The 17,389-nt window shown below is 42.9% G+C and carries 23 protein-coding genes and 1 pseudogene; 16 read left to right on the top strand and 8 right to left on the bottom strand.

The window, feature by feature from the left end; all coding sequences use genetic code 11:
• Positions 1-32: 32 nt before the first annotated feature.
• From JKJ11_RS08950 to JKJ11_RS08905, 10 genes and pseudogenes are all read left to right on the top strand, one after another.
• Positions 33-329 carry a Dabb family protein gene (locus tag JKJ11_RS08950; RefSeq protein ID WP_096443295.1) on the top strand — a complete coding sequence of 99 codons (297 nt, stop codon included), beginning with the start codon at positions 33-35 and terminating at the stop codon, positions 327-329.
• 7 nt (positions 330-336) lie between these two features.
• The gene (arfB, locus tag JKJ11_RS08945; protein WP_006074195.1) at positions 337-750 is read left to right on the top strand and encodes an alternative ribosome rescue aminoacyl-tRNA hydrolase ArfB; all 414 of its coding nucleotides are present in this window, start codon (positions 337-339) and stop codon (positions 748-750) included.
• A gap of 19 nt (positions 751-769) precedes the next feature.
• Positions 770-1,231: a GNAT family N-acetyltransferase gene (locus JKJ11_RS08940; RefSeq protein WP_124939750.1), complete on the top strand. Its 462-nt coding sequence runs from the start codon at positions 770-772 to the stop codon at positions 1,229-1,231.
• Positions 1,232-1,262: 31 nt separating this feature from the next.
• Positions 1,263-1,613: a hypothetical protein gene (locus JKJ11_RS08935; protein WP_252038023.1), complete on the top strand. Its 351-nt coding sequence runs from the start codon at positions 1,263-1,265 to the stop codon at positions 1,611-1,613.
• 21 nt (positions 1,614-1,634) lie between these two features.
• Positions 1,635-2,057: a GNAT family N-acetyltransferase gene (locus tag JKJ11_RS08930; protein WP_420883075.1), complete on the top strand. Its 423-nt coding sequence runs from the start codon at positions 1,635-1,637 to the stop codon at positions 2,055-2,057.
• Between the two features lie 112 nt (positions 2,058-2,169).
• A complete protein-coding gene (locus JKJ11_RS08925; protein ID WP_006074186.1) occupies positions 2,170-2,361 on the top strand; it encodes a CPXCG motif-containing cysteine-rich protein in 192 nt (63 codons plus the stop codon).
• Between the two features lie 65 nt (positions 2,362-2,426).
• Positions 2,427-3,029, top strand: a complete 603-nt coding sequence (locus JKJ11_RS08920; RefSeq protein ID WP_171392738.1) for a LysE/ArgO family amino acid transporter — start codon at positions 2,427-2,429, stop codon at positions 3,027-3,029.
• Positions 3,030-3,067: 38 nt separating this feature from the next.
• Positions 3,068-3,436, top strand: coding sequence for a GFA family protein (locus JKJ11_RS08915; RefSeq protein ID WP_038230429.1), 369 nt, complete (start codon positions 3,068-3,070; stop codon positions 3,434-3,436).
• Between the two features lie 13 nt (positions 3,437-3,449).
• A pseudogene (locus JKJ11_RS08910) lies at positions 3,450-4,016 on the top strand (GNAT family N-acetyltransferase); the annotation flags it as partial.
• Between the two features lie 30 nt (positions 4,017-4,046).
• The gene (locus JKJ11_RS08905; protein ID WP_306345522.1) at positions 4,047-4,490 is read left to right on the top strand and encodes an HAD family hydrolase; all 444 of its coding nucleotides are present in this window, start codon (positions 4,047-4,049) and stop codon (positions 4,488-4,490) included.
• Between the two features lie 4 nt (positions 4,491-4,494).
• Here the strand turns inward: JKJ11_RS08905 and JKJ11_RS08900 are convergent, their stop codons facing one another.
• Positions 4,495-5,361 carry a fructosamine kinase family protein gene (locus tag JKJ11_RS08900; protein ID WP_252038022.1) on the bottom strand — a complete coding sequence of 289 codons (867 nt, stop codon included), beginning with the start codon at positions 5,359-5,361 and terminating at the stop codon, positions 4,495-4,497.
• Positions 5,362-5,539: 178 nt separating this feature from the next.
• Here JKJ11_RS08900 and JKJ11_RS08895 point away from each other — a divergent pair, with 178 nt between their 5' ends.
• The gene (locus JKJ11_RS08895) at positions 5,540-5,884 is read left to right on the top strand and encodes a DUF3802 family protein (RefSeq protein WP_006074176.1); all 345 of its coding nucleotides are present in this window, start codon (positions 5,540-5,542) and stop codon (positions 5,882-5,884) included.
• A gap of 64 nt (positions 5,885-5,948) precedes the next feature.
• Here the strand turns inward: JKJ11_RS08895 and JKJ11_RS08890 are convergent, their stop codons facing one another.
• Positions 5,949-6,419 (bottom strand): NlpC/P60 family protein, encoded by a 471-nt coding sequence (locus JKJ11_RS08890; RefSeq protein WP_006074175.1) that lies wholly within the window; start codon positions 6,417-6,419, stop codon positions 5,949-5,951.
• A gap of 145 nt (positions 6,420-6,564) precedes the next feature.
• Between JKJ11_RS08890 and JKJ11_RS08885 the strand changes: the two genes are divergently transcribed.
• Positions 6,565-8,604 (top strand): methyl-accepting chemotaxis protein, encoded by a 2,040-nt coding sequence (locus JKJ11_RS08885; RefSeq protein WP_252038021.1) that lies wholly within the window; start codon positions 6,565-6,567, stop codon positions 8,602-8,604.
• A gap of 2 nt (positions 8,605-8,606) precedes the next feature.
• Here JKJ11_RS08885 and JKJ11_RS08880 read toward each other — a convergent pair whose 3' ends face one another.
• Entirely contained in the window at positions 8,607-9,419 is an 813-nt protein-coding gene (locus JKJ11_RS08880) for a sterol desaturase family protein (RefSeq protein ID WP_124939742.1), read from the bottom strand.
• Positions 9,420-9,487: 68 nt separating this feature from the next.
• Between JKJ11_RS08880 and JKJ11_RS08875 the strand changes: the two genes are divergently transcribed.
• Both JKJ11_RS08875 and nagK read left to right on the top strand, forming a co-directional pair.
• Positions 9,488-10,234 (top strand): tRNA-uridine aminocarboxypropyltransferase, encoded by a 747-nt coding sequence (locus JKJ11_RS08875; RefSeq protein ID WP_206379137.1) that lies wholly within the window; start codon positions 9,488-9,490, stop codon positions 10,232-10,234.
• A gap of 151 nt (positions 10,235-10,385) precedes the next feature.
• Positions 10,386-11,294 carry an N-acetylglucosamine kinase gene (gene nagK, locus JKJ11_RS08870; protein WP_252038020.1) on the top strand — a complete coding sequence of 303 codons (909 nt, stop codon included), beginning with the start codon at positions 10,386-10,388 and terminating at the stop codon, positions 11,292-11,294.
• Positions 11,295-11,360: 66 nt separating this feature from the next.
• Here nagK and yegS read toward each other — a convergent pair whose 3' ends face one another.
• Together yegS and JKJ11_RS08860 are read right to left on the bottom strand one after the other, a co-directional pair.
• A complete protein-coding gene (gene yegS, locus JKJ11_RS08865) occupies positions 11,361-12,263 on the bottom strand; it encodes a lipid kinase YegS (protein WP_038230439.1) in 903 nt (300 codons plus the stop codon).
• A gap of 45 nt (positions 12,264-12,308) precedes the next feature.
• The gene (locus JKJ11_RS08860; protein ID WP_006074164.1) at positions 12,309-13,112 is read right to left on the bottom strand and encodes a Cof-type HAD-IIB family hydrolase; all 804 of its coding nucleotides are present in this window, start codon (positions 13,110-13,112) and stop codon (positions 12,309-12,311) included.
• 148 nt (positions 13,113-13,260) lie between these two features.
• On the opposite strand from JKJ11_RS08860, the gene queE reads away from it, so the two are divergent.
• On the top strand, positions 13,261-13,941 hold the full coding sequence (gene queE / locus JKJ11_RS08855) for a 7-carboxy-7-deazaguanine synthase QueE (protein ID WP_006074162.1): 681 nt from the start codon (positions 13,261-13,263) through the stop codon (positions 13,939-13,941).
• 17 nt (positions 13,942-13,958) lie between these two features.
• Complete coding sequence (gene queC / locus JKJ11_RS08850) at positions 13,959-14,645, top strand: 7-cyano-7-deazaguanine synthase QueC (protein WP_124939739.1); 687 nt, start codon at positions 13,959-13,961, stop codon at positions 14,643-14,645.
• Positions 14,646-14,678: 33 nt separating this feature from the next.
• Here queC and JKJ11_RS08845 read toward each other — a convergent pair whose 3' ends face one another.
• The 3 genes from JKJ11_RS08845 to JKJ11_RS08835 all read right to left on the bottom strand — a co-directional run bounded on the left by JKJ11_RS08845 (position 14,679) and on the right by JKJ11_RS08835 (position 17,104).
• Positions 14,679-15,038, bottom strand: coding sequence for a DUF2750 domain-containing protein (locus JKJ11_RS08845; protein ID WP_006074158.1), 360 nt, complete (start codon positions 15,036-15,038; stop codon positions 14,679-14,681).
• A 121-nt stretch (positions 15,039-15,159) separates the two neighbouring features.
• The gene (locus JKJ11_RS08840; RefSeq protein WP_006074157.1) at positions 15,160-15,783 is read right to left on the bottom strand and encodes an OmpA family protein; all 624 of its coding nucleotides are present in this window, start codon (positions 15,781-15,783) and stop codon (positions 15,160-15,162) included.
• 1 nt (position 15,784) lies between these two features.
• The gene (locus JKJ11_RS08835) at positions 15,785-17,104 is read right to left on the bottom strand and encodes a TolC family outer membrane protein (protein WP_006074156.1); all 1,320 of its coding nucleotides are present in this window, start codon (positions 17,102-17,104) and stop codon (positions 15,785-15,787) included.
• Positions 17,105-17,389 lie beyond the last annotated feature (285 nt).

Genomic DNA, 17,389 nt, shown 5'->3' with positions numbered 1-17,389 from the left:
GAGTGATTGATTCGCTAAGTAGAACTCTAGTAATGATTAGACATATCTTGTTGATTCGATTCAACGAAAAAGCAACAGAGCAAAGCATTAACGAACTTATGGCTTTGTTTGAGGCTATGCCTAAAAAAATAGCAGGAGTGGAAGCGGTAGAGTGGGGTGTGAACGATAGCCCAGAAGGTAAAAATAAATCCTATACGCACAGCGTAATGATGACATTCAAGGATGAAAGTGGTCGACAGAACTATCTGCCTCACCCCGAACATGATGCTCTAAAATCGGTGTTCAGACCGATTTTAGACGACATTATCGTATTCGATTACTCAGTTTAAATTCAGCATGTTACAGATTTCTAATACGGTAACGTTGGCAGATTGGGAAATCGAGCTAAATGCAATTCGTTCGATGGGGAGCGGTGGTCAGAATGTTAACAAGGTTTCCTCTGCTATCCATCTACGTTTTGATATAAGACGCTCGACACTACCCGCTATATATAAAGAACGTTTACTTGCAAGCAACGACTCTAGAATCTCTAAGGAAGGTGTCATTGTGATTAAAGCGCAATCACATCGTACTCAAGAGAAAAACCGGGAAGACGCACTTGCGAGGCTAGCTGATTTGATTCGGTCAGTGATGGTCGTGCAAAAGAAACGTCGTGCAACAAAGCCAACTCGTTCATCGCAAATAAGACGCGTGGATAATAAGAAGAAGCAAGGGCAGAAGAAGTCCCTACGTGGAAAGCCAATATTGTAAATCTAGTTAAGGAGAGAAAGTGAAAATAATTAAGGATGATTTGACGGGTCCAGAAATAAAAGCCCTTTTACAAGCTCATTTGGATGACATGTACGCGACTTCTCCTCCAGAAAGTGTTCATGCTCTTGATATTGATGCTCTTCGTCAGCCAGAGATTACGTTCTGGACTGCATGGTTTGAAGATGATTTGGCAGGATGTATAGCCTTAAAAACCATTGAGTCGGGACATGGTGAAATAAAATCGATGCGCACGACAGAGAGTGCTCGTGGCAAGGGAGTAGCAAGAAAACTGCTTGCTCATTTGACCAGTAAGGCCGCAGAAAACGGTTTGACGCGACTGAGTTTAGAGACAGGAACGGAAGCTTTTTTCGAACCAGCAAGGAACCTATATCAAAGAAATGGCTTTGTAGAATGTGAACCATTTGCTAGCTACTCGCTTGACCCTAATAGCGTGTTTATGACGAAATCGCTGACAAGATGAGCATCATCGGGTTGAAGGAAGCCTTTTGAGTATGGGCTCTCTATTTCGCTTCGTTCTCATAGCGAATATAAGTTCGGGGATTGTGGTCTGCCTAGCTGGCTACATTTTCCCTATGTTGAAAACATCCGAACTTTCTGATTTCTCATTTTACGTCGCTATCGTGTTATGGGGCGTGGCTGGTTTGGCGTGGGATGGCGGAAGAATTAGTCGAACCTATGACGTCGATGTTGTGTCACAAAAGATGAGAGCAATGGTTAAAGAGCATAATCTTGAAGCTGAAAAACATAAGCACTATCGACAAAACTATTCTTTTGGTTTTTCTTTGTTTGTTGCAGGCGTTTTTCCTTTGCTCCTTTCTGTAGTTCTGACTTGGTTAAATTAAGAAGTAGGTAATAATAACGTGGTGAAAATATCTTTAGTCGAACTCGAACAGGTCCTACCTATTCGTCAGTACGTTCTGTGGCCCGATTTACCAATAGAGAGCTCGCTGGTAGAAGGAGATAACCGAGCGATACATATCGGCGCATCTGTGAGTAATAAGTTGGTCTGCGTTGCTTCGATATTTATCGATGGTAATCAAGGTAGGTTGCGTAAATTTGCAACGCTTCCTGATTACCAAGGTCAGGGTATTGGCTCACAGGTCATCGAGTTTGTCTTGAACATGCTTGAAAGGCAAAATATTGAGGTATTTTGGTGCGATGCAAGGGAGTCTGCGCTGGATTTCTATAAGAGATTTGGAATGGTTATTGAAGGAGACATATTTTACAAAAAAGGCGTGGCATACAAAAAGGCGTCGTTAGTTTTATCAACGCTAAGATATGAGTAGCAGCACTGCGTTAGTATTGAGCACCTTGGACGACAAATATCTCTGACTGCCATATTTGAGTATCTCTTTTTACGATTCTACACTTTGATAAAACCTACCATGAGTGTAATCGATGGAAGCATTAAAAGAGTGGCGAGTAAACTGCCCGTATTGTGGGGAGGCTTTTGAAACATCAATTGACTGTTCCGTTGATGAGCAAGAGTATATTGAAGACTGCTATGTATGTTGTCGACCAATCTTGTTTGAGGTCACATTAGACAGTGATGATGTGTTTGTAACAGTAAGACACGAGAACGAAACATAGCTTGAAATTCAATTAATTACGCGTTACAAGATAATCTCTCCTCGATAAAGGATTGTGAGGTTTACTTGGATGTAACGACTTTTTTGACAGGCTTTTCCTTGGGTCTGTCGTTGATACTTGCAATTGGTGCTCAAAATGCGTTTGTTCTAAAACAAGGGCTAAAGAAACACTATGTATTTGCAGTGTGTTCTGTATGTGCAGTTTCTGATGCCATTCTCATTTCTGCGGGTGTCGGCGGCTTCGGTGTCATTATTGAACGGTTTCCTCAAATCGAAATAGTAGCTCGTTATGCGGGGGCTGCTTTTCTTACTGTATACGGGATCCAAAGTTTGCGTTCTGCTTTCAAAAGCAAGCATCAACTCGACCCTGAAGGTGATTCAAGTGCAAGTTTGCTAAAAACCATTCTGATTTGCTTAGCGCTAACTTGGCTAAACCCACATGTCTATCTAGATACCGTTGTTTTGCTAGGCTCTATTTCCACCCAATATGCTCCGAATCAGTTCTCTTTCGGGCTCGGTGCTGTGATGGCTTCCTTTGTGTTCTTTTTCTCCTTGGGGTACGGTGCTCGACTGCTAACGCCTATCTTTCATAAACCAATATCATGGAAAGTATTGGAGCTCTTTGTTGGTGCTATTATGTTATCCATCGCCCTTAACTTAATTTTATAACCTAGCTAGATATCGTTAATGTAAATAGGGAAAAAATAATGTCTCACCATAACGCGCAATGTCATTGCGGAAATATAACTCTCAGTTTTGCCAACTGGCCGGCGAATTTAACAAGTTGCAACTGCTCTGTATGTCGTCGTTATGGAACATTGTGGGGCTATTATGAGCCTGATTCGGTGACAGTTTCAGTATTACGTCAACCGACAAAGGCGTATCAATGGGGTGATGGTTTTATCGACTTTCACCACTGTCCAGAATGCGGATGCGTGACGCATTACACTTCAACGGATAAATCGCCAACCCAGAAAGTTGCTATCAATTTCAAAATGGTGACCCCAGAAGAGACAAGTACCATACACATTCGCTATTTTGATGGTGCAGACAGTTGGAAGTATCTTAATGATTAGACAAGGATATTCGATGCATAATACCAAACTAAGGTTTCAGGATATTACCTTACGCAAGGCATCAACCGAAGATCTAGAGCCGCTTTATCAACTTATGACGGCTGACGAAGAGTGGACGAAATACAACGGCCCTTACTTCGGTTATGCTCGGCCAACACTATCCGAATTTAAGCAGCAACAGTTCCAAAAGTTCCTAGATGGTAACACAGGCTTGGTCATAGATTATTTGGGGCGAGCAATAGGCAGTGTTAGCTACTATTGGGAAGATAAAAACACGCGTTGGCTTGAAGCTGGTGTGGCCATTTACGACTCATCACTTTGGGGTAGGGGCATTGGGTTGAAAGCGCTGATTCCATGGGTGGAGCATCTTTTTGCAACATTGGAGATCGAGCGAGTAGGCTTTACTACTTGGTCTGGAAACCCTGGAATGATGCGATGTGCCGAGAAGCTTGGAATGACGCAAGAGGCAAGGCTGCGCAAAGTTCGCTATTACTTAGGTGAGTACTTTGATTCGATAAAGTACGGTGTCTTGCGTGAAGAGTGGCAAGACCTCTACAAGCGTTGGTTGAGTCGAGACCGAGTTTACTTGTTTGATTGGGGTGACACTCTAATGGTCGATGACCCTACACAAACTGGAAAAATGTGTGATTGGTCAAATGTTGAAGTAGTTTCTGGTGCCGTGGAGTTGTTGTCAGCGCTTTCTAAGCAGTATCCCATTTATGTTGCGACCAATGCACAAGATTCTAATGAAATCGATATAAAACAGGCATTTGAACGTGGTGGTTTAGCTCAATACATCACAGGCTACTTCTGTTTTAACAATCTTGGCGTTTCTAAAAATAACCCAGAATTCTATCGGCTCATCGCAGGCAAGTTAGGTATCCCGGCAAACAAGTTGACGATGACCGGCGATCAAAGGGACAAGGACATAGTACCCGCTAAATCCGTTGGTTTAGTCACCAACTGGCTTAATTCGAGTGGTGTGTCCGACCCGTATGATGTTGGCTTCGCCTCGTTGCTTGAGATATTAGATAAAGAGGTGAAGGTCGAGTAAACCTCTAAGAGGCTTGAATCGTTGAGATTAGCTCTTCAGCTTGGTCGAGGTAGCTGCCCCCAAAAAGGTTGCAGTGATTGAGCACATGATAGAGATTATAGATGTGTTTTCTATACTCGAACATAGGCTCAATGGGCAGTACACTTTCATAACCGTCATAAAATTCCTGCCTGAAACCACCAAAGAGTTCTGTCATAGCGAGATCGCACTCTCGATCTCCCCAATAGCTAGCGGGATCATAACAGATAGGCCCAAAGGCTGAGTTAGCCACATTGCCGTTCCAAAGGTCGCCATGCAGCAAAGAAGGTTTAGGGTTATGGCCAGAGAGGTGCTCGTTGATAAGGGAGACAAACTGGTCGATATCGGTAAAGCTGATTTGTTTCTCTTTAAGTAGCTGTAGTTGCCAGCCTATACGTTGTTCAGAGAAAAAGCGGGACCATTTTTTATGCCACTGATTAGGTTGTAAAGTAGCACCAATATAGTTGTCTTGATCAAAGCCAAATTCGGCTTGTTCACCCCATTTATGCAGTTTTGCTAACTCAATTCCAAACTGATGACTGGCAGTACTCACGTCTAAAGGTTTGACAGGGATGTAATTAAGAATGATGAACGCACATTCTTTAGTTTTGCTAATTAACACCACCTCGGGTACATGAACCGTATTAGTGTCACGGAGCGCTTTGAGGTTATCCGCCTCAATCTCAAATTTAGCAAGGAAGTCTTTGTGATTGGTTTTCACGAAGTAACGCTGATCACCATCGCTAATCATATAGCATTGGTTAATATCGCCACCGCTCATTTTGACACGTTCTTTGATAGAAAAGTTGAACATGAGTGCATCGGATAGCTGATCTGAAATCGCTTGCCACATAAGTTACTCCCGTCTGCCAATCTATGGCTAGTGTAGAACAATATTGACTACATAACATACTGCCAGCGCACAGAATCATTGACGTGCAGCGCGATTTTTCGTACTAGTTCTTACAAACGTGAACTAGGTTTGCTATGTTTAAGTTCTTGTCATTTAAACAATTGCTAGGAGTTCAGTCGTGGTTGTAGATACTGACGGCTATCAGGCATTAATCGAACATCTCGCCATGAATCTTGATGTATTCACTTCAACTTCTGGAGATACGGGCGAAGAAACAATAGAAGATGTGTCCACGGACATGGTCGCGTCCAACATTATGGTGTTGTTTGAACAAAACCCAGAACTTCATTCAAGTGTGCGATTTAAGTTGCTAAAAGAAGTAGATTTAGTGATTCAAGACTTAGAAGAAGTATTGGCTGGAGTTTGGAACAAGCCGGCCACCAATGAGCAGGTTGCATTTCTTGAAGAGTATATAGCGTTAGTCAAAAATCTTTTTGATACTGCTGTTGCAATATATGATTAAAGAAATTAACAAAAGGATCGTTCCCTCTCAGGGTATTTTATTTCTTTGAGAGGGAGGCATTCTATTACTGAATATTTCTAAAATGCCAAAATGTTGATGCCCAATAAGGATTGTCGAGTCGAGAAAGGACCACACCTTTAGATGTTGAGGCATGCATAAATGTATTCCCACCTAAATAAATACCTACGTGTCTAGTTTTTCTTCCCGTTTTAAAAAACACTAAATCTCCACTTTGAGCATTATTGTAAGCTACTTTGTGACCTATTTTAACTTGCTGCGCAGTGGTTCTGGGTAAGCTAACAGCATAAGCATCTTGATAGACAGCCTGTACAAATGCCGAGCAATCGACTCCAGAATAATTGGTGCCACCAAGTCGATAAGGAACGCCTTGCCATTTCTTGTATTCAGCTAAAAATGGTGCATTTTCAGCACTTCTATAATTAACTTGTGTGTGTGGTGCTTGGCTTGGTTGGCTTGAACAAGCCGTCAATAATGCCACTATACCGTATGGAATCAATAATTTAACAATTTTCATCTGTCACACTGCTTACATTTATGTGTAATAAATATGTCATTAACGGCCTCTACCATTTCCGAATAATTTTATACCAAATTAACGGTTTGTACTATTTATCCGCAAAATTTGGTCGCAATTTTACGATTGATGCAACGGAATCGCTATGACATCGTCAACACAACGAAAACGTCCAACCTCAATAATTCATTCACTCAGCGCAATATTCATTTTAATCTGTATCTTCTTTATTGCTCTAAGTTGGCTAAGTTCAAGTGGATTAACACAAGTAAAACATCAATTCGATAATTTATCGGATCGCGTACTCCCTCTGGCAATGAATAATGCAGCCTTAACACAAGATACGTTGGAACAAGTAAAGTTACTGAACTATGGAAGCCAGTTATCTTCTGAGGCAGAGTTAAATGCTATCCAGGAACGTATCGCGCTGCTGACTAGCCTTAGTGAAATCCGGGTCAATAGTCTGTTCGAGATTGCAAAAAAGATAGATAGTGCCGTGACTCAAGATCAAAGAGCTCAACTCAGGGAAAAAATAGCTGAATTGCAATCCGTTACTGAGTCCGTATTGGCGTTTCAGTCTCAACTCATTGCAATGAAAGGTCGTATAGATAAGCAAGTGACGGGATTCCGTTATGGGTTAAGTTCTATTGGCCCTGAAATGAATCGTATTAGCCTAATTCTGTCTCAAGACAATCCATTGTCTTCAGATGCGGCGAGTCGATTTATTGCGAGTGCTAGCTCAATGGAGAGCACGTTCTTAGTCATGATGATGCAAGAAGAACTGAGTAAAGCGAAAAGTGAATATCGTGAAATGCGTAATCGAATCGCTGGAATCAACCTAGCATTTGCAGACTTCTCTGATTGGCACCCTGAAGTCAAAGAGTTTGCCAGTCTTATTGCACCATATGAAATGGTTCAGGACGGATTTAAACAAAGTGGTGTACTAAGTCAAATACTCGACAGGCTAGAAGTGGTTGAAAAGCAAAAAGTGGAGTTGGAACGTGCTGTTGTGATAGCCGATGACACGGTACAACTCCTACAGCAAATCTCTGATACTGCCTCGACACTAATAAAAGATAGTCAATCCGTAGTGAATCATACTCTTGATACAACCTCACAATGGTTAATTGCTGCTACAACATTTCTAATTGCAACAATCGTCGTAATCTTCTTCTCTCTGCGTCGATGGATAAATCGACCTTTAAAGAACATCATCTCTCAATTGAAAGGGCTCACAGAATACGAACTAACGGGCAAAGTGATGCTAGCGGGTCCTGCTGAAATGCAAGATATCGCCAGAAAGTTGAACCAAGTTATCGAGTCGACTCATGATTCGATTGAGGTGGTAACGAGAAACTGTGAAACACTCTATCAAACGGCGGAGATAAGTCACGGCGCGGCAGAGGAAACTCGTCTGAGTTTGCGTTCACAAAACGCCTCCCTAGATAGCATGGTGACAACGGTTACAGAACTGGAAGCATCGATTAAGGAGATAGCTCAAGTGACGACTGCGTCGTTTAACGATTCTCAACAAGCGGATAGTTATGCCAACCTTGGTTTGGAAGCGGTATCTGACAACCAAGAACGGCTTCATATGTTGGATACGACGTTAGGCAACAATGAAGCGTCAATGACTGAGCTAGATGGCAAAGTGAAGCAGATACAAGAGATGGTGGATATGATCAGTGGGATTGCAGATAACACTAATCTATTAGCATTAAATGCGGCTATTGAAGCTGCAAGGGCTGGCGAGAAGGGCAGAGGCTTTGCTGTTGTGGCAGACGAAGTTCGTAAACTCGCTAGTGATACTTCTGCACAAACCACAAACATTCGACAAATGATGTCGGAGCTCATCCAAGCAGCCCAAGACTCACGTCAATCGGTTGTCGAGTCACGCAAAGAAATGTCTTTTGCTTTGGAATCCAGCGACCGAGTAAAAACGTCTTTTACTGACATCGCCCATTCAGTGAATCAGATCCGTAACAGGGCAGAGCAAGTTTCTGTGGCTACTGAACAACAAGAGCGTGCCACGGCAGACGTGGGCCGCTCAATCGTTCAGGTTACTGAGCAAGGTGAACATTCGAGCATGCAGTTGGAGTCCATGGTAGAAAGTGCTGAGCAAGTAGCGGAAATTGCGGGCCACCAGCAATCGATGTTACATAAATATCAATTGAACCAAGCTTAGTTCTACTGAGAATGGCTAGCGTCGTTCTTATCGTTCCTAAAAGGTTGGGTAAGCAGTTTGTCCAACCTTTGTTCTCTTGGCTCGACAAATGCTGGAATACCGATTACTACGCCATCATGCCCTAACTTAGGTTGAGCACGATAAGTTCCAAACAAGATGTCCCAGATGGATAGAAAGAAGCCAAAGTTGGAATGAGTTTCTTTGACGATCTCCGAGTGATGAACACGGTGAAAATCCGGTGTTACGATAACTTTTCTCAGCAAGGCATCAAACTTCAAAGGCAACTTGCCGTTGCTATGATTAAACATCGCACTGGCATTGAGTACAATTTCGAAAATAAGCACTGCGATTGGAGGTACGCCTAAGGCAATCACGATCACTATTTTTATCCACATGGAGAGGATGATTTCAATAGGGTGGAATCGAGAGCCTGTGGTGACGTCGATATCCCGATCAGCGTGATGCATTCTATGCAATCGCCAAAGGATTGGAACGCGATGAAAGACTATATGTTGAAAGTAGATTGCTGCATCCAACAGCACTACACAAAGTGGGGCAATTAACCATGTGCTCACTTCGAACTGGTTAAAAAGCCCAATACTATGTTTCTGAGCAAAGAGTGCAGCTTCTATGGCAAGAAGTGGCATGACTAAGGCGAGAATTAGAGAGTTAAGGCCAACTAGGCTGAGATTGTTGGTCCAACGCAAACGTCGTGTCCTTGTACGTTGTTTTCTAGGTACACACCATTCCCACACCGCACAAATTATGAGTACAGAGAGAAAGATCGACAATCGAATAGAGTCACTGTGTTCCATTGAATAGGGTTTCCTTTTACTTACAAAGTGTACCAGAGTAGAATCCCGCCACCTTTCGCTAGAATACCATGAAAATGAGACGTCACGCCTTCCATAAAATGTACGATGAGCGCCTAGCCGCGGCAACTAAACCATTTAATGCTCGTGGAGCGAAAGTCATACGTTGTAAAAGCTGCCAAATTGCGCAACAGTATTGTATTTGTGAGTACCAGCCAAAACCGAGCAATGACTTTGCAGTGTTGCTGTTGGTTTCTGATGCGGAAATTCTGAAGCCTAGTAATACAGGCCGCCTGATACTTGATACGGTCGAAGAAGGTTATGCGTTTCCTTGGCATCGAACTGAAACTCAACCAGAACTCCTTGCACTGCTAAAAGATGAGACCTATCAACCCGTCATAATCTTTCCAGAAGATTATGTTGATGATAAAAAGCGTTTAATCGACCAAAACCAGTTCGAAGTAGAGGGAACTAAGAAACTCTTGTTTATCCTTTTGGATGGCAGTTGGCGTGAGGCTAGACGTATGTTTAGAAAGTCACCATATCTCAATCAGTTCCCTGTGTGTTCGATTAAGCCTGATGCTATGTCTAACTATATGATGCGAAAGTCAGAGAACGAAGATCACCTTGCTACCGCAGAAGTTGCGAGTATTGTCTTTGAGCAATTCGGGTCATTGCGTCATTCGATGATATTGAGAGAATGGTTCGCGGTTTTCCGCGAAAGTTACATGTTGAGCAAAACGCGTCTCTCTCCAGATTTGTCGCGACCAGCACTGAATAATTTCATAGGTCTAATAAAAAACGAGAACTCGCTCTAAAGTTCCAGTTCTAATGTGATGGCTTGTTGAACAAGCAGTTCGAACAAGGGCATAAATCCGCTCTACGTCACGGTTTGAGGGGGTAGGGATATGGATAATGCCAACAGTTATCTATTTTTTGCCTCAAGTTGAGGTTAGCAAGGAGAGTTGCATGTATTACGGCTTTGATGTCGGTGGCACTAAAATTGAATTTGGTGCATTTAATGAAAAACTTGAACGCGTTGCGACAGAACGTGTACCTACACCAGGCGATGATTATCCGCTACTAGTAGAGACCCTAGCAGATTTAGTGGCTAAGTACGATGCAGAACTTGGAACCGAAGGTAAAGTAGGTCTTGGTCTGCCTGGTATGGAAGACGCTGACGACGGAACTGTACTCACCGTAAACATTGCATGTGCGAAAGGCAAACCTCTGCGTAGTGACTTAGAAGCGAAGATTGGTCGCGAAGTGAAACTTGAGAATGATGCAAACTGCTTTGCATTGTCTGAAGCATGGGATGACGAACTGAAAGATGCTCCATCTGTAATGGGTCTAATTCTTGGAACTGGCTTTGGTGGTGGGTTGATCTACGAAGGCAAAGTGTTCTCTGGTCGTAACCACGTAGCCGGTGAACTAGGCCATATGCGACTGCCTATTGATGCTTGGTTCCACCTTGGTGAAAAAGCGCCGCTTCTTGATTGTGGCTGTGGTAAGAAAGGGTGCTTAGATAACTACCTATCTGGACGTGGATTCGAGCTACTTTATGCAAATTATTACGGCGAAAAGAAGAAAGCTATCGACATAATTAAAGCACGTGAAGCCGGTGACGCCGATGCTATTGAGTTCGTTGATATGTTCATGGAACTTTTGGCTATTTGTTTCGCTAACATCTTCACGGGCAACGATCCGCATGTGGTTACGTTAGGCGGTGGTCTATCTAACTACGACCTTATTTATGAAGAAATGCCTAAGCGTATCCCTAAATATCTAATGTCTGTGGCGAAGTGTCCGAAAATCGTCAAAGCGAAGCACGGAGATTCTGGTGGTGTTCGTGGTGCTGCATTCCTTAACATCAAGTAGTGTTGATTGGATTGAAAAAAGCGACCAGAAATGGTCGCTTTTTTGTTACTTGCATTAAGCTGAAAATCAGTGACTAACTAGCATTGGGCAGTGCTCTGGTAAAACCAATTGGATTGTGTTCGGCAGCACACAAAACTCGATATTGGTAGCTTCGATAGGTTCACCATCTAAATTTACAGGCATGATACCATCGGAAATCCATTCAATGGTTTTTACCTGATTACGTTTAACGAACGTTCCACTATAACCATCATCTTGCATCAACTCCTCAATTACGGCAGGGATATCGCTGGGAGTGAATTCCTCAAGCGACACCACATCTAAATAGCCGTCGTTGATAAAGGAGGTTGGAGAGAGCGCTTGGCCACCACCGGCCATTCTGCCATTGCAAATAGCGCCGACAACCACATTGCTTGTGACAGTTTGACCATCAAACTTCACCGTGCCTTTAAAAGGTTGGAAGTTGATGGCTTGAACGAGGCCTGCGAGCGTGTAGGCTCCTCCGCCAAGGAAGTTTTTTAGGGCAATAGGTGTGTTTGCTGTAACTTGCGCACCAAACCCAGCTGTAGCGATATTCACAAAGTGACGGTCATTCGCTCTCGCTGCATCAACTGGCTTAGACGTTCCCGAAACAGCTAATAGCAAGGCATCGTAAGCAGAATTGGTTGGGATGGAGCAGGCGGTCGCAAAGTCGTTAGCGGTTCCAAGTGGCAAAACCGCAACTTCCATTGTGGTGATATTGTTTTTTAAAAGTGCATCAACTACTTCGTTTATGGTTCCGTCGCCACCTCCAGCAATGAGCCTAGAGACGCCTTGATCCGCCGCTTCTTGTACTAATCTTTCAATATCGCCTCCTTCCCAAGTCACACGGACTTCTATAGGGTAACCTTCACCACGGAGTTGATAGATGGCTTCTCTAATATCATCTTGAGCAGCTTTCTTTCCGTTAAGTAGGAGGCGATAAGTCATATTTCTTCCTTAAAACAGTATGTTATCTAGTCAACACAATGAAAACTATAGCACAAACTTTTCAATGGCTTTAGCTACACCGTCATCGTCATTACTGTCAGTAATATAGTCGGCAATGGATTTAGTTTCTGGCATGGCGTTCGCCATCGCAACACCTTTACCAGCGAATTTGATCATATGATGGTCATTTTCTGCATCACCAAAACACATGGTTTGTTCGTACGGGATATTTAAGTGATCGGCAATAACTTTGACACCTTCACCTTTGTTGCTTAAAGGGTTCAAAAACTCAAGGAAGAATGGGGCGCTTTGTACAATGGTATAGTCGTCGTGGTAGCGCGCTGGGATTTTACCGATGCCCTCAGTTAGTTGAGCTGGCTCACCAACAATCATCGCTTTGATGATCTCGTGATCATCCTCTAGCTTATTAAAATCATAGATGGTGATATCTAGCTTATTGATCTCAGCTTCGTGGTCGGTGTAAGGATTCGCTTCTGTAGCAATCAAACCCAATTCGCGGCTAAAGGCATGGCAATGTAGGCCGAGCTGTTTCGCTAGGTTCGCTACTTCTTTAGCGCGACGACCATCGATGATTTGTTGATGAAGTATGTCACCTGATACTACCTTCTGTACAAAGGTACCATTGAAATGGATGACATAATCTTCTTCACCGTTCAAACCAAGCTCATTAAGGGCATCTAACATACCGTTGAGAGGGCGACCAGATGCAAGCACCACTTGGACGCCTTGTTGTTTGGCAGATTGGATAGCTTGTTTAGTACGCGGAGAGATTTTTTTATCAGATGTTAGTAGGGTTCCATCCATATCGATGGCAATGAGTTTATACACGTTACTTACCTAAAAAAGAAATAAATCAAACGCCTCTAGGATATGAAAAAGCGCGTTACACTACCAGAGATTTAGTATGACACTTTGTATTGAATTTCTTGGTCGCATCCTTTAAGGTCTGCTCATCTTATATAATTGGCATGATTTGATGAGTAATACTCGATTTAAAATCAACGAGATGTTTGAAACCATCCAAGGTGAGGGCATGTTTACCGGCGTCCCGGCGGTATTTATCCGACTTCAAATTTGTAACGTAGGCTGTTCGTGGTGTGATACGAAGCAGACATGGGATGCGAATAATGAAGACCAGCGTTCGTTTGGAGAAATCATAACTAAACAAGGTGATAGCCCTACGTGGAGCGATGTCGACGCAGCGGAAATTGTGGCTATGTATCAATCGCAGCAGTTTAACGCAAAGCACATTGTGATTACTGGAGGCGAGCCTTGTGAGTATGATCTAACCGCGTTATGTGAAGCCTTTGAAGCCATTGGGTGTCGTTGCCAAATCGAAACCAGCGGTACTTCAGAAATAAGAGTCACGCCAGTAACCTGGGTTACGGTGTCACCAAAAGTGGCAATGAAGGGAAAGCTTCCTGTACTTTCCTCGTCGTTAGAACGTGCTGATGAAATCAAGCACCCAGTTGCGACGCAAAAAAACGTCGACCAATTAGATGAGCTTTTACAGGGTGTAGAGTTAAAGAGTGATGTGGTTATTGCGCTTCAGCCAATCAGCCAGAAGCCACGTGCAACTGAGTTGTGTATTGAAACTTGTATTCAGAGAAATTGGCGTTTATCAGTTCAAACACATAAATATTTAAGTATTGCTTAAAGGGCGAGGAGATATTGATGAAAAAGGCAGTAGTCGTTTTTAGTGGTGGACAAGATTCAACAACTTGCTTGGTCCAAGCACTTGAGCAGTACGATGAAGTACATGCAATTACGTTTGATTATGGCCAACGCCATAAGCTAGAGATTGAAGTAGCGGAAGCATTGGCAAACAAGCTCAACGTGAAAGCACACAAAGTTATGGACGTTAGCTTGCTCAACGAGCTTGCGATTAGCTCATTAACTCGTGACGATATTCCTGTCTCGCACGAGCTTCAAGAAAATGGTCTGCCGAATTCATTCGTGCCGGGTCGCAATATACTGTTTCTGACACTGGCGGGTATTTACGCCTATCAAATCGGCGCGCAAGCTGTCATTACCGGTGTATGTGAAACGGACTTTTCTGGCTACCCTGACTGTCGAAATGACTTTATCAAAGCTATGAATAGCGCTTTGGTGCAAGGGATGGACAGAGAGTTTGATATTGTTACGCCACTTATGTGGTTAGATAAGGCAGAGACTTGGGCGCTGGCTGATAAGTTTAATGCGCTATCGTTAATCCGAGAAGAAACGTTAACCTGCTATAACGGCGTTATTGGCGACGGTTGTGGAGATTGTCCATCTTGTGATCTTCGAGCGAACGGACTGAATCATTATTTAGAGAATAAGTCCGAAGTGATGGCTTCTCTGAACGAGAAGTCAGAATAAAAAATAGAGGCTGAACGCCTCTATTTTTTTCGTTTACTTAGCGTTTAAGTACAACTTAGCGATAGCTGATGGTTCCATTTCCTTACCGTCTAGCTGACTGTTCCAGTTGGTACCGATTAGCACACCATCTTCATCGAGAGTTAGTAGCCAATCTTCTACAAAGATATCAAGTGGGATGTGTAACACTTCAAAATCAGCCCACTCTTCAACGTTGTGTGTTTTTGCGTCTTCCTCAGACGACCAAAACGGCATAACTTCTGTGTTTTCGAACTCAGTAGAATCGCACGCTAACCAACCATCTTCATTACGCAGGCCCCAAACAAGCTGGTTTTGGGTGGTTTCCTCAATAAACAGGTTAAGGTTTTGTTCGATATCTGAAGTTAATTTACTCATCACTTTATACTCTTAATAAGAATTGCTACAAGGTTAGCATGAGATACCGAATATCTAAATGAAATAAAACAAAAAGAGCGCTAATACATAGCGCTCTTAGTTTAACTGAGTGAAGAGTGAACTATTTACCGATAGTAGTAAAGATAGTCCATTCTTTTTCTACTTCACCTTTATAACCAACAACGGAAGCAACCACTTTTCTGTTCATCGCATGTGCAAACTCGGTATCACCAAGCTCTTCTGGCTGGGTATCGCCATAGCCCACAATAGTTAGGCGTTCTGGGGCGATACCGTTGTTGATGATCGCTTCACGAACAACCTCAGCGCGATTCTTCGAAAGTACCAAGTTCTTCTCTGGGTTACCAACTACACTCGCATAGCCTTGAATTTCAATAGTGGTATCTGGGTATTCCTTTAAGAAGTCTGCCATTTGGCTGATTTGTGTTTGGAATACTGGTTTGATATATGTTGACGCGTTATCAAACAAAATTCTCAACGCCATCGTATTCGACACGTCGACATATTGTTCACAACCATCGTTATCTAACGCAGCGCCTTCCGGAGTTGCAATACACAAGTCACGGGCATTAATAACGCCATCACCATCATCGTCGATTAAATCGGCTTTTTGATCGGCAAGAGGAGTTGCGATGTAGTCGTATTTATCATTTTCAGGCGTTGTTGCTGATGCAAAAAGCGGCAGAGAAACAAGGCCACATAGTAGTAATTTGGTCTGTAGTTTCATATTAATACTCCACCTTCTCGTTCCACTCTTTTGGAGTGTCAACTCGTAATGCTGCAAGTAAATCGCCAGTAGCATTCATCACTCGATAGCGAGCAAATTGCTCAGCGTATTTAGCGTCTAAATATCCTTTACGAGCCTCGAACAGTTCGTTTTCGGTGTTAAGAACATCAAGAAGAGTACGTTTGCCTATCTTGTATTGTTTTTGGTAAGCAACAACAGTGTCAGAAGCAGAGTCTACGTGATCGGACAAAAATTCACGTTGTTGAATGGTGAACTCTAAACCTGTCCAAGAGAGTTTTAATCCTTCTTCAACCATGCGGTAGGTTCTGTCACGGAAGTCTTTGGCTTTATTGAGTTGGTACGCTGCAGCTTCAGTACGATCGGAGTCTGAGCCGCCATTATATAAGTTGTAACGCATTCGAAGCATAGCGCGAGTTTCATTATCGGTACCGATATTACCACCGGCATCGTCACGCCAGTTATGGCCCGCATCGATATAGAAGGTAGGGTAGTTAACCCCTTTAGTTTGTTGGTATTGAAAACGAGCAGAGTCTACATCCACCTGAGAGACTTTGATTACAGGGTGATGTTCCATGGCGATTTTTAGTGCGTCATCTACGGTTGGTGGAATAGCGACTTCATCAGCTCTAGGATATTTGAGGCCCAAAGGGGCTTGCCCTACTAGGCGTTTAAACTGCGTATGTGTATCGAAAAGGTTGTTCTGCGCGGCGAGTAAGTTACCATGAGCTTTTGCAATACGAGCTTCGACTTGTGAAAGGTCTGCGGTTGAACCAATACCTGAGTCAACACGCTTTTTAATGTCTTTATATATTTTCTTGTGTACTTCTAGATTAGCTTCAGAGAGAGCCAATATCTCGTAGGCTTTGGTCGCGTCGAGATAAATCTGAGCAACTTCAAGCGCAATGTCTGAGGCATCCGCAAGTAATTGGTATCTCACAGACTCTGCTTCCGCAGCAGTTCGATCCATATCGTTTAATGTCTCGTTACCATCCCAAATCAATTGAGTAAGACTAATACCAACTTCCTTTCGAGTTAAGTTCTCGTTTCGACTATTTAAAGAGTTTTCACGGTCATAATCCGTTCTTTCGTAGCCGATACCACCGTCCAAGTCGACTTTAGGTCGATACGCCCCCACAGAAGCTTCTGCGTCATATCGTTTACTAACGTATTCATTATATGCGGCTTTAATATCAGGGTTAGTAGCAAGTGTGTTTGCCACTGCTTGCTCTAATGTTTGACTGCTAACCGGAAGGCTAAGGGCTACAAAACAAGCGGCTGCTGTTAGAGTGAACCTGTTCAATGTTATTCTCCTTAATCCTTGGCTAGACGAATTGCTGATTTTTGGTTTTGAGCTTGCAAATTCATCACTTCTACTCACTACTATTTATTCGAGTTAAGTCATAAACTTAGGTAACACGCTATAGAATTACTATAGCGCACAACCTTGTTCTTTCAACCTAGCTCGATCACACCTTGAACCTAAAGAGGGGTAGGTACAGGCTAGATGTTGGCTTTGTTATACATTGCCACATACTATTGAAAATAGTAGAGAAATTCGTTAATTCAATTAAGGAAATGAAAAAAT

The organism is Vibrio sp. SCSIO 43133 (genome assembly GCF_023716845.1).
GTDB lineage: Bacteria > Pseudomonadota > Gammaproteobacteria > Enterobacterales > Vibrionaceae > Vibrio > Vibrio mediterranei.
This window is presented reverse-complemented; position numbering and strand designations above follow the sequence as displayed.

Coding starts and splice junctions, on each gene's coding strand:
- queE (WP_006074162.1), top strand. CDS start 13,261: ATGAGTAATACTCGATTTAAAATCAACGAGATGTTTGAAACCATCCAA.
- JKJ11_RS08845 (WP_006074158.1), bottom strand. CDS start 15,038: ATGAGTAAATTAACTTCAGATATCGAACAAAACCTTAACCTGTTTATT.
- JKJ11_RS08905 (WP_306345522.1), top strand. CDS start 4,047: ATGGTCGATGACCCTACACAAACTGGAAAAATGTGTGATTGGTCAAAT.
- JKJ11_RS08840 (WP_006074157.1), bottom strand. CDS start 15,783: ATGAAACTACAGACCAAATTACTACTATGTGGCCTTGTTTCTCTGCCG.
- JKJ11_RS08935 (WP_252038023.1), top strand. CDS start 1,263: ATGGGCTCTCTATTTCGCTTCGTTCTCATAGCGAATATAAGTTCGGGG.
- queC (WP_124939739.1), top strand. CDS start 13,959: ATGAAAAAGGCAGTAGTCGTTTTTAGTGGTGGACAAGATTCAACAACT.
- JKJ11_RS08925 (WP_006074186.1), top strand. CDS start 2,170: ATGGAAGCATTAAAAGAGTGGCGAGTAAACTGCCCGTATTGTGGGGAG.
- JKJ11_RS08885 (WP_252038021.1), top strand. CDS start 6,565: ATGACATCGTCAACACAACGAAAACGTCCAACCTCAATAATTCATTCA.
- nagK (WP_252038020.1), top strand. CDS start 10,386: ATGTATTACGGCTTTGATGTCGGTGGCACTAAAATTGAATTTGGTGCA.
- arfB (WP_006074195.1), top strand. CDS start 337: ATGTTACAGATTTCTAATACGGTAACGTTGGCAGATTGGGAAATCGAG.
- JKJ11_RS08915 (WP_038230429.1), top strand. CDS start 3,068: ATGTCTCACCATAACGCGCAATGTCATTGCGGAAATATAACTCTCAGT.
- yegS (WP_038230439.1), bottom strand. CDS start 12,263: ATGACTTATCGCCTCCTACTTAACGGAAAGAAAGCTGCTCAAGATGAT.
- JKJ11_RS08880 (WP_124939742.1), bottom strand. CDS start 9,419: ATGGAACACAGTGACTCTATTCGATTGTCGATCTTTCTCTCTGTACTC.
- JKJ11_RS08950 (WP_096443295.1), top strand. CDS start 33: ATGATTAGACATATCTTGTTGATTCGATTCAACGAAAAAGCAACAGAG.
- JKJ11_RS08875 (WP_206379137.1), top strand. CDS start 9,488: ATGAAAATGAGACGTCACGCCTTCCATAAAATGTACGATGAGCGCCTA.
- JKJ11_RS08890 (WP_006074175.1), bottom strand. CDS start 6,419: ATGAAAATTGTTAAATTATTGATTCCATACGGTATAGTGGCATTATTG.
- JKJ11_RS08900 (WP_252038022.1), bottom strand. CDS start 5,361: ATGTGGCAAGCGATTTCAGATCAGCTATCCGATGCACTCATGTTCAAC.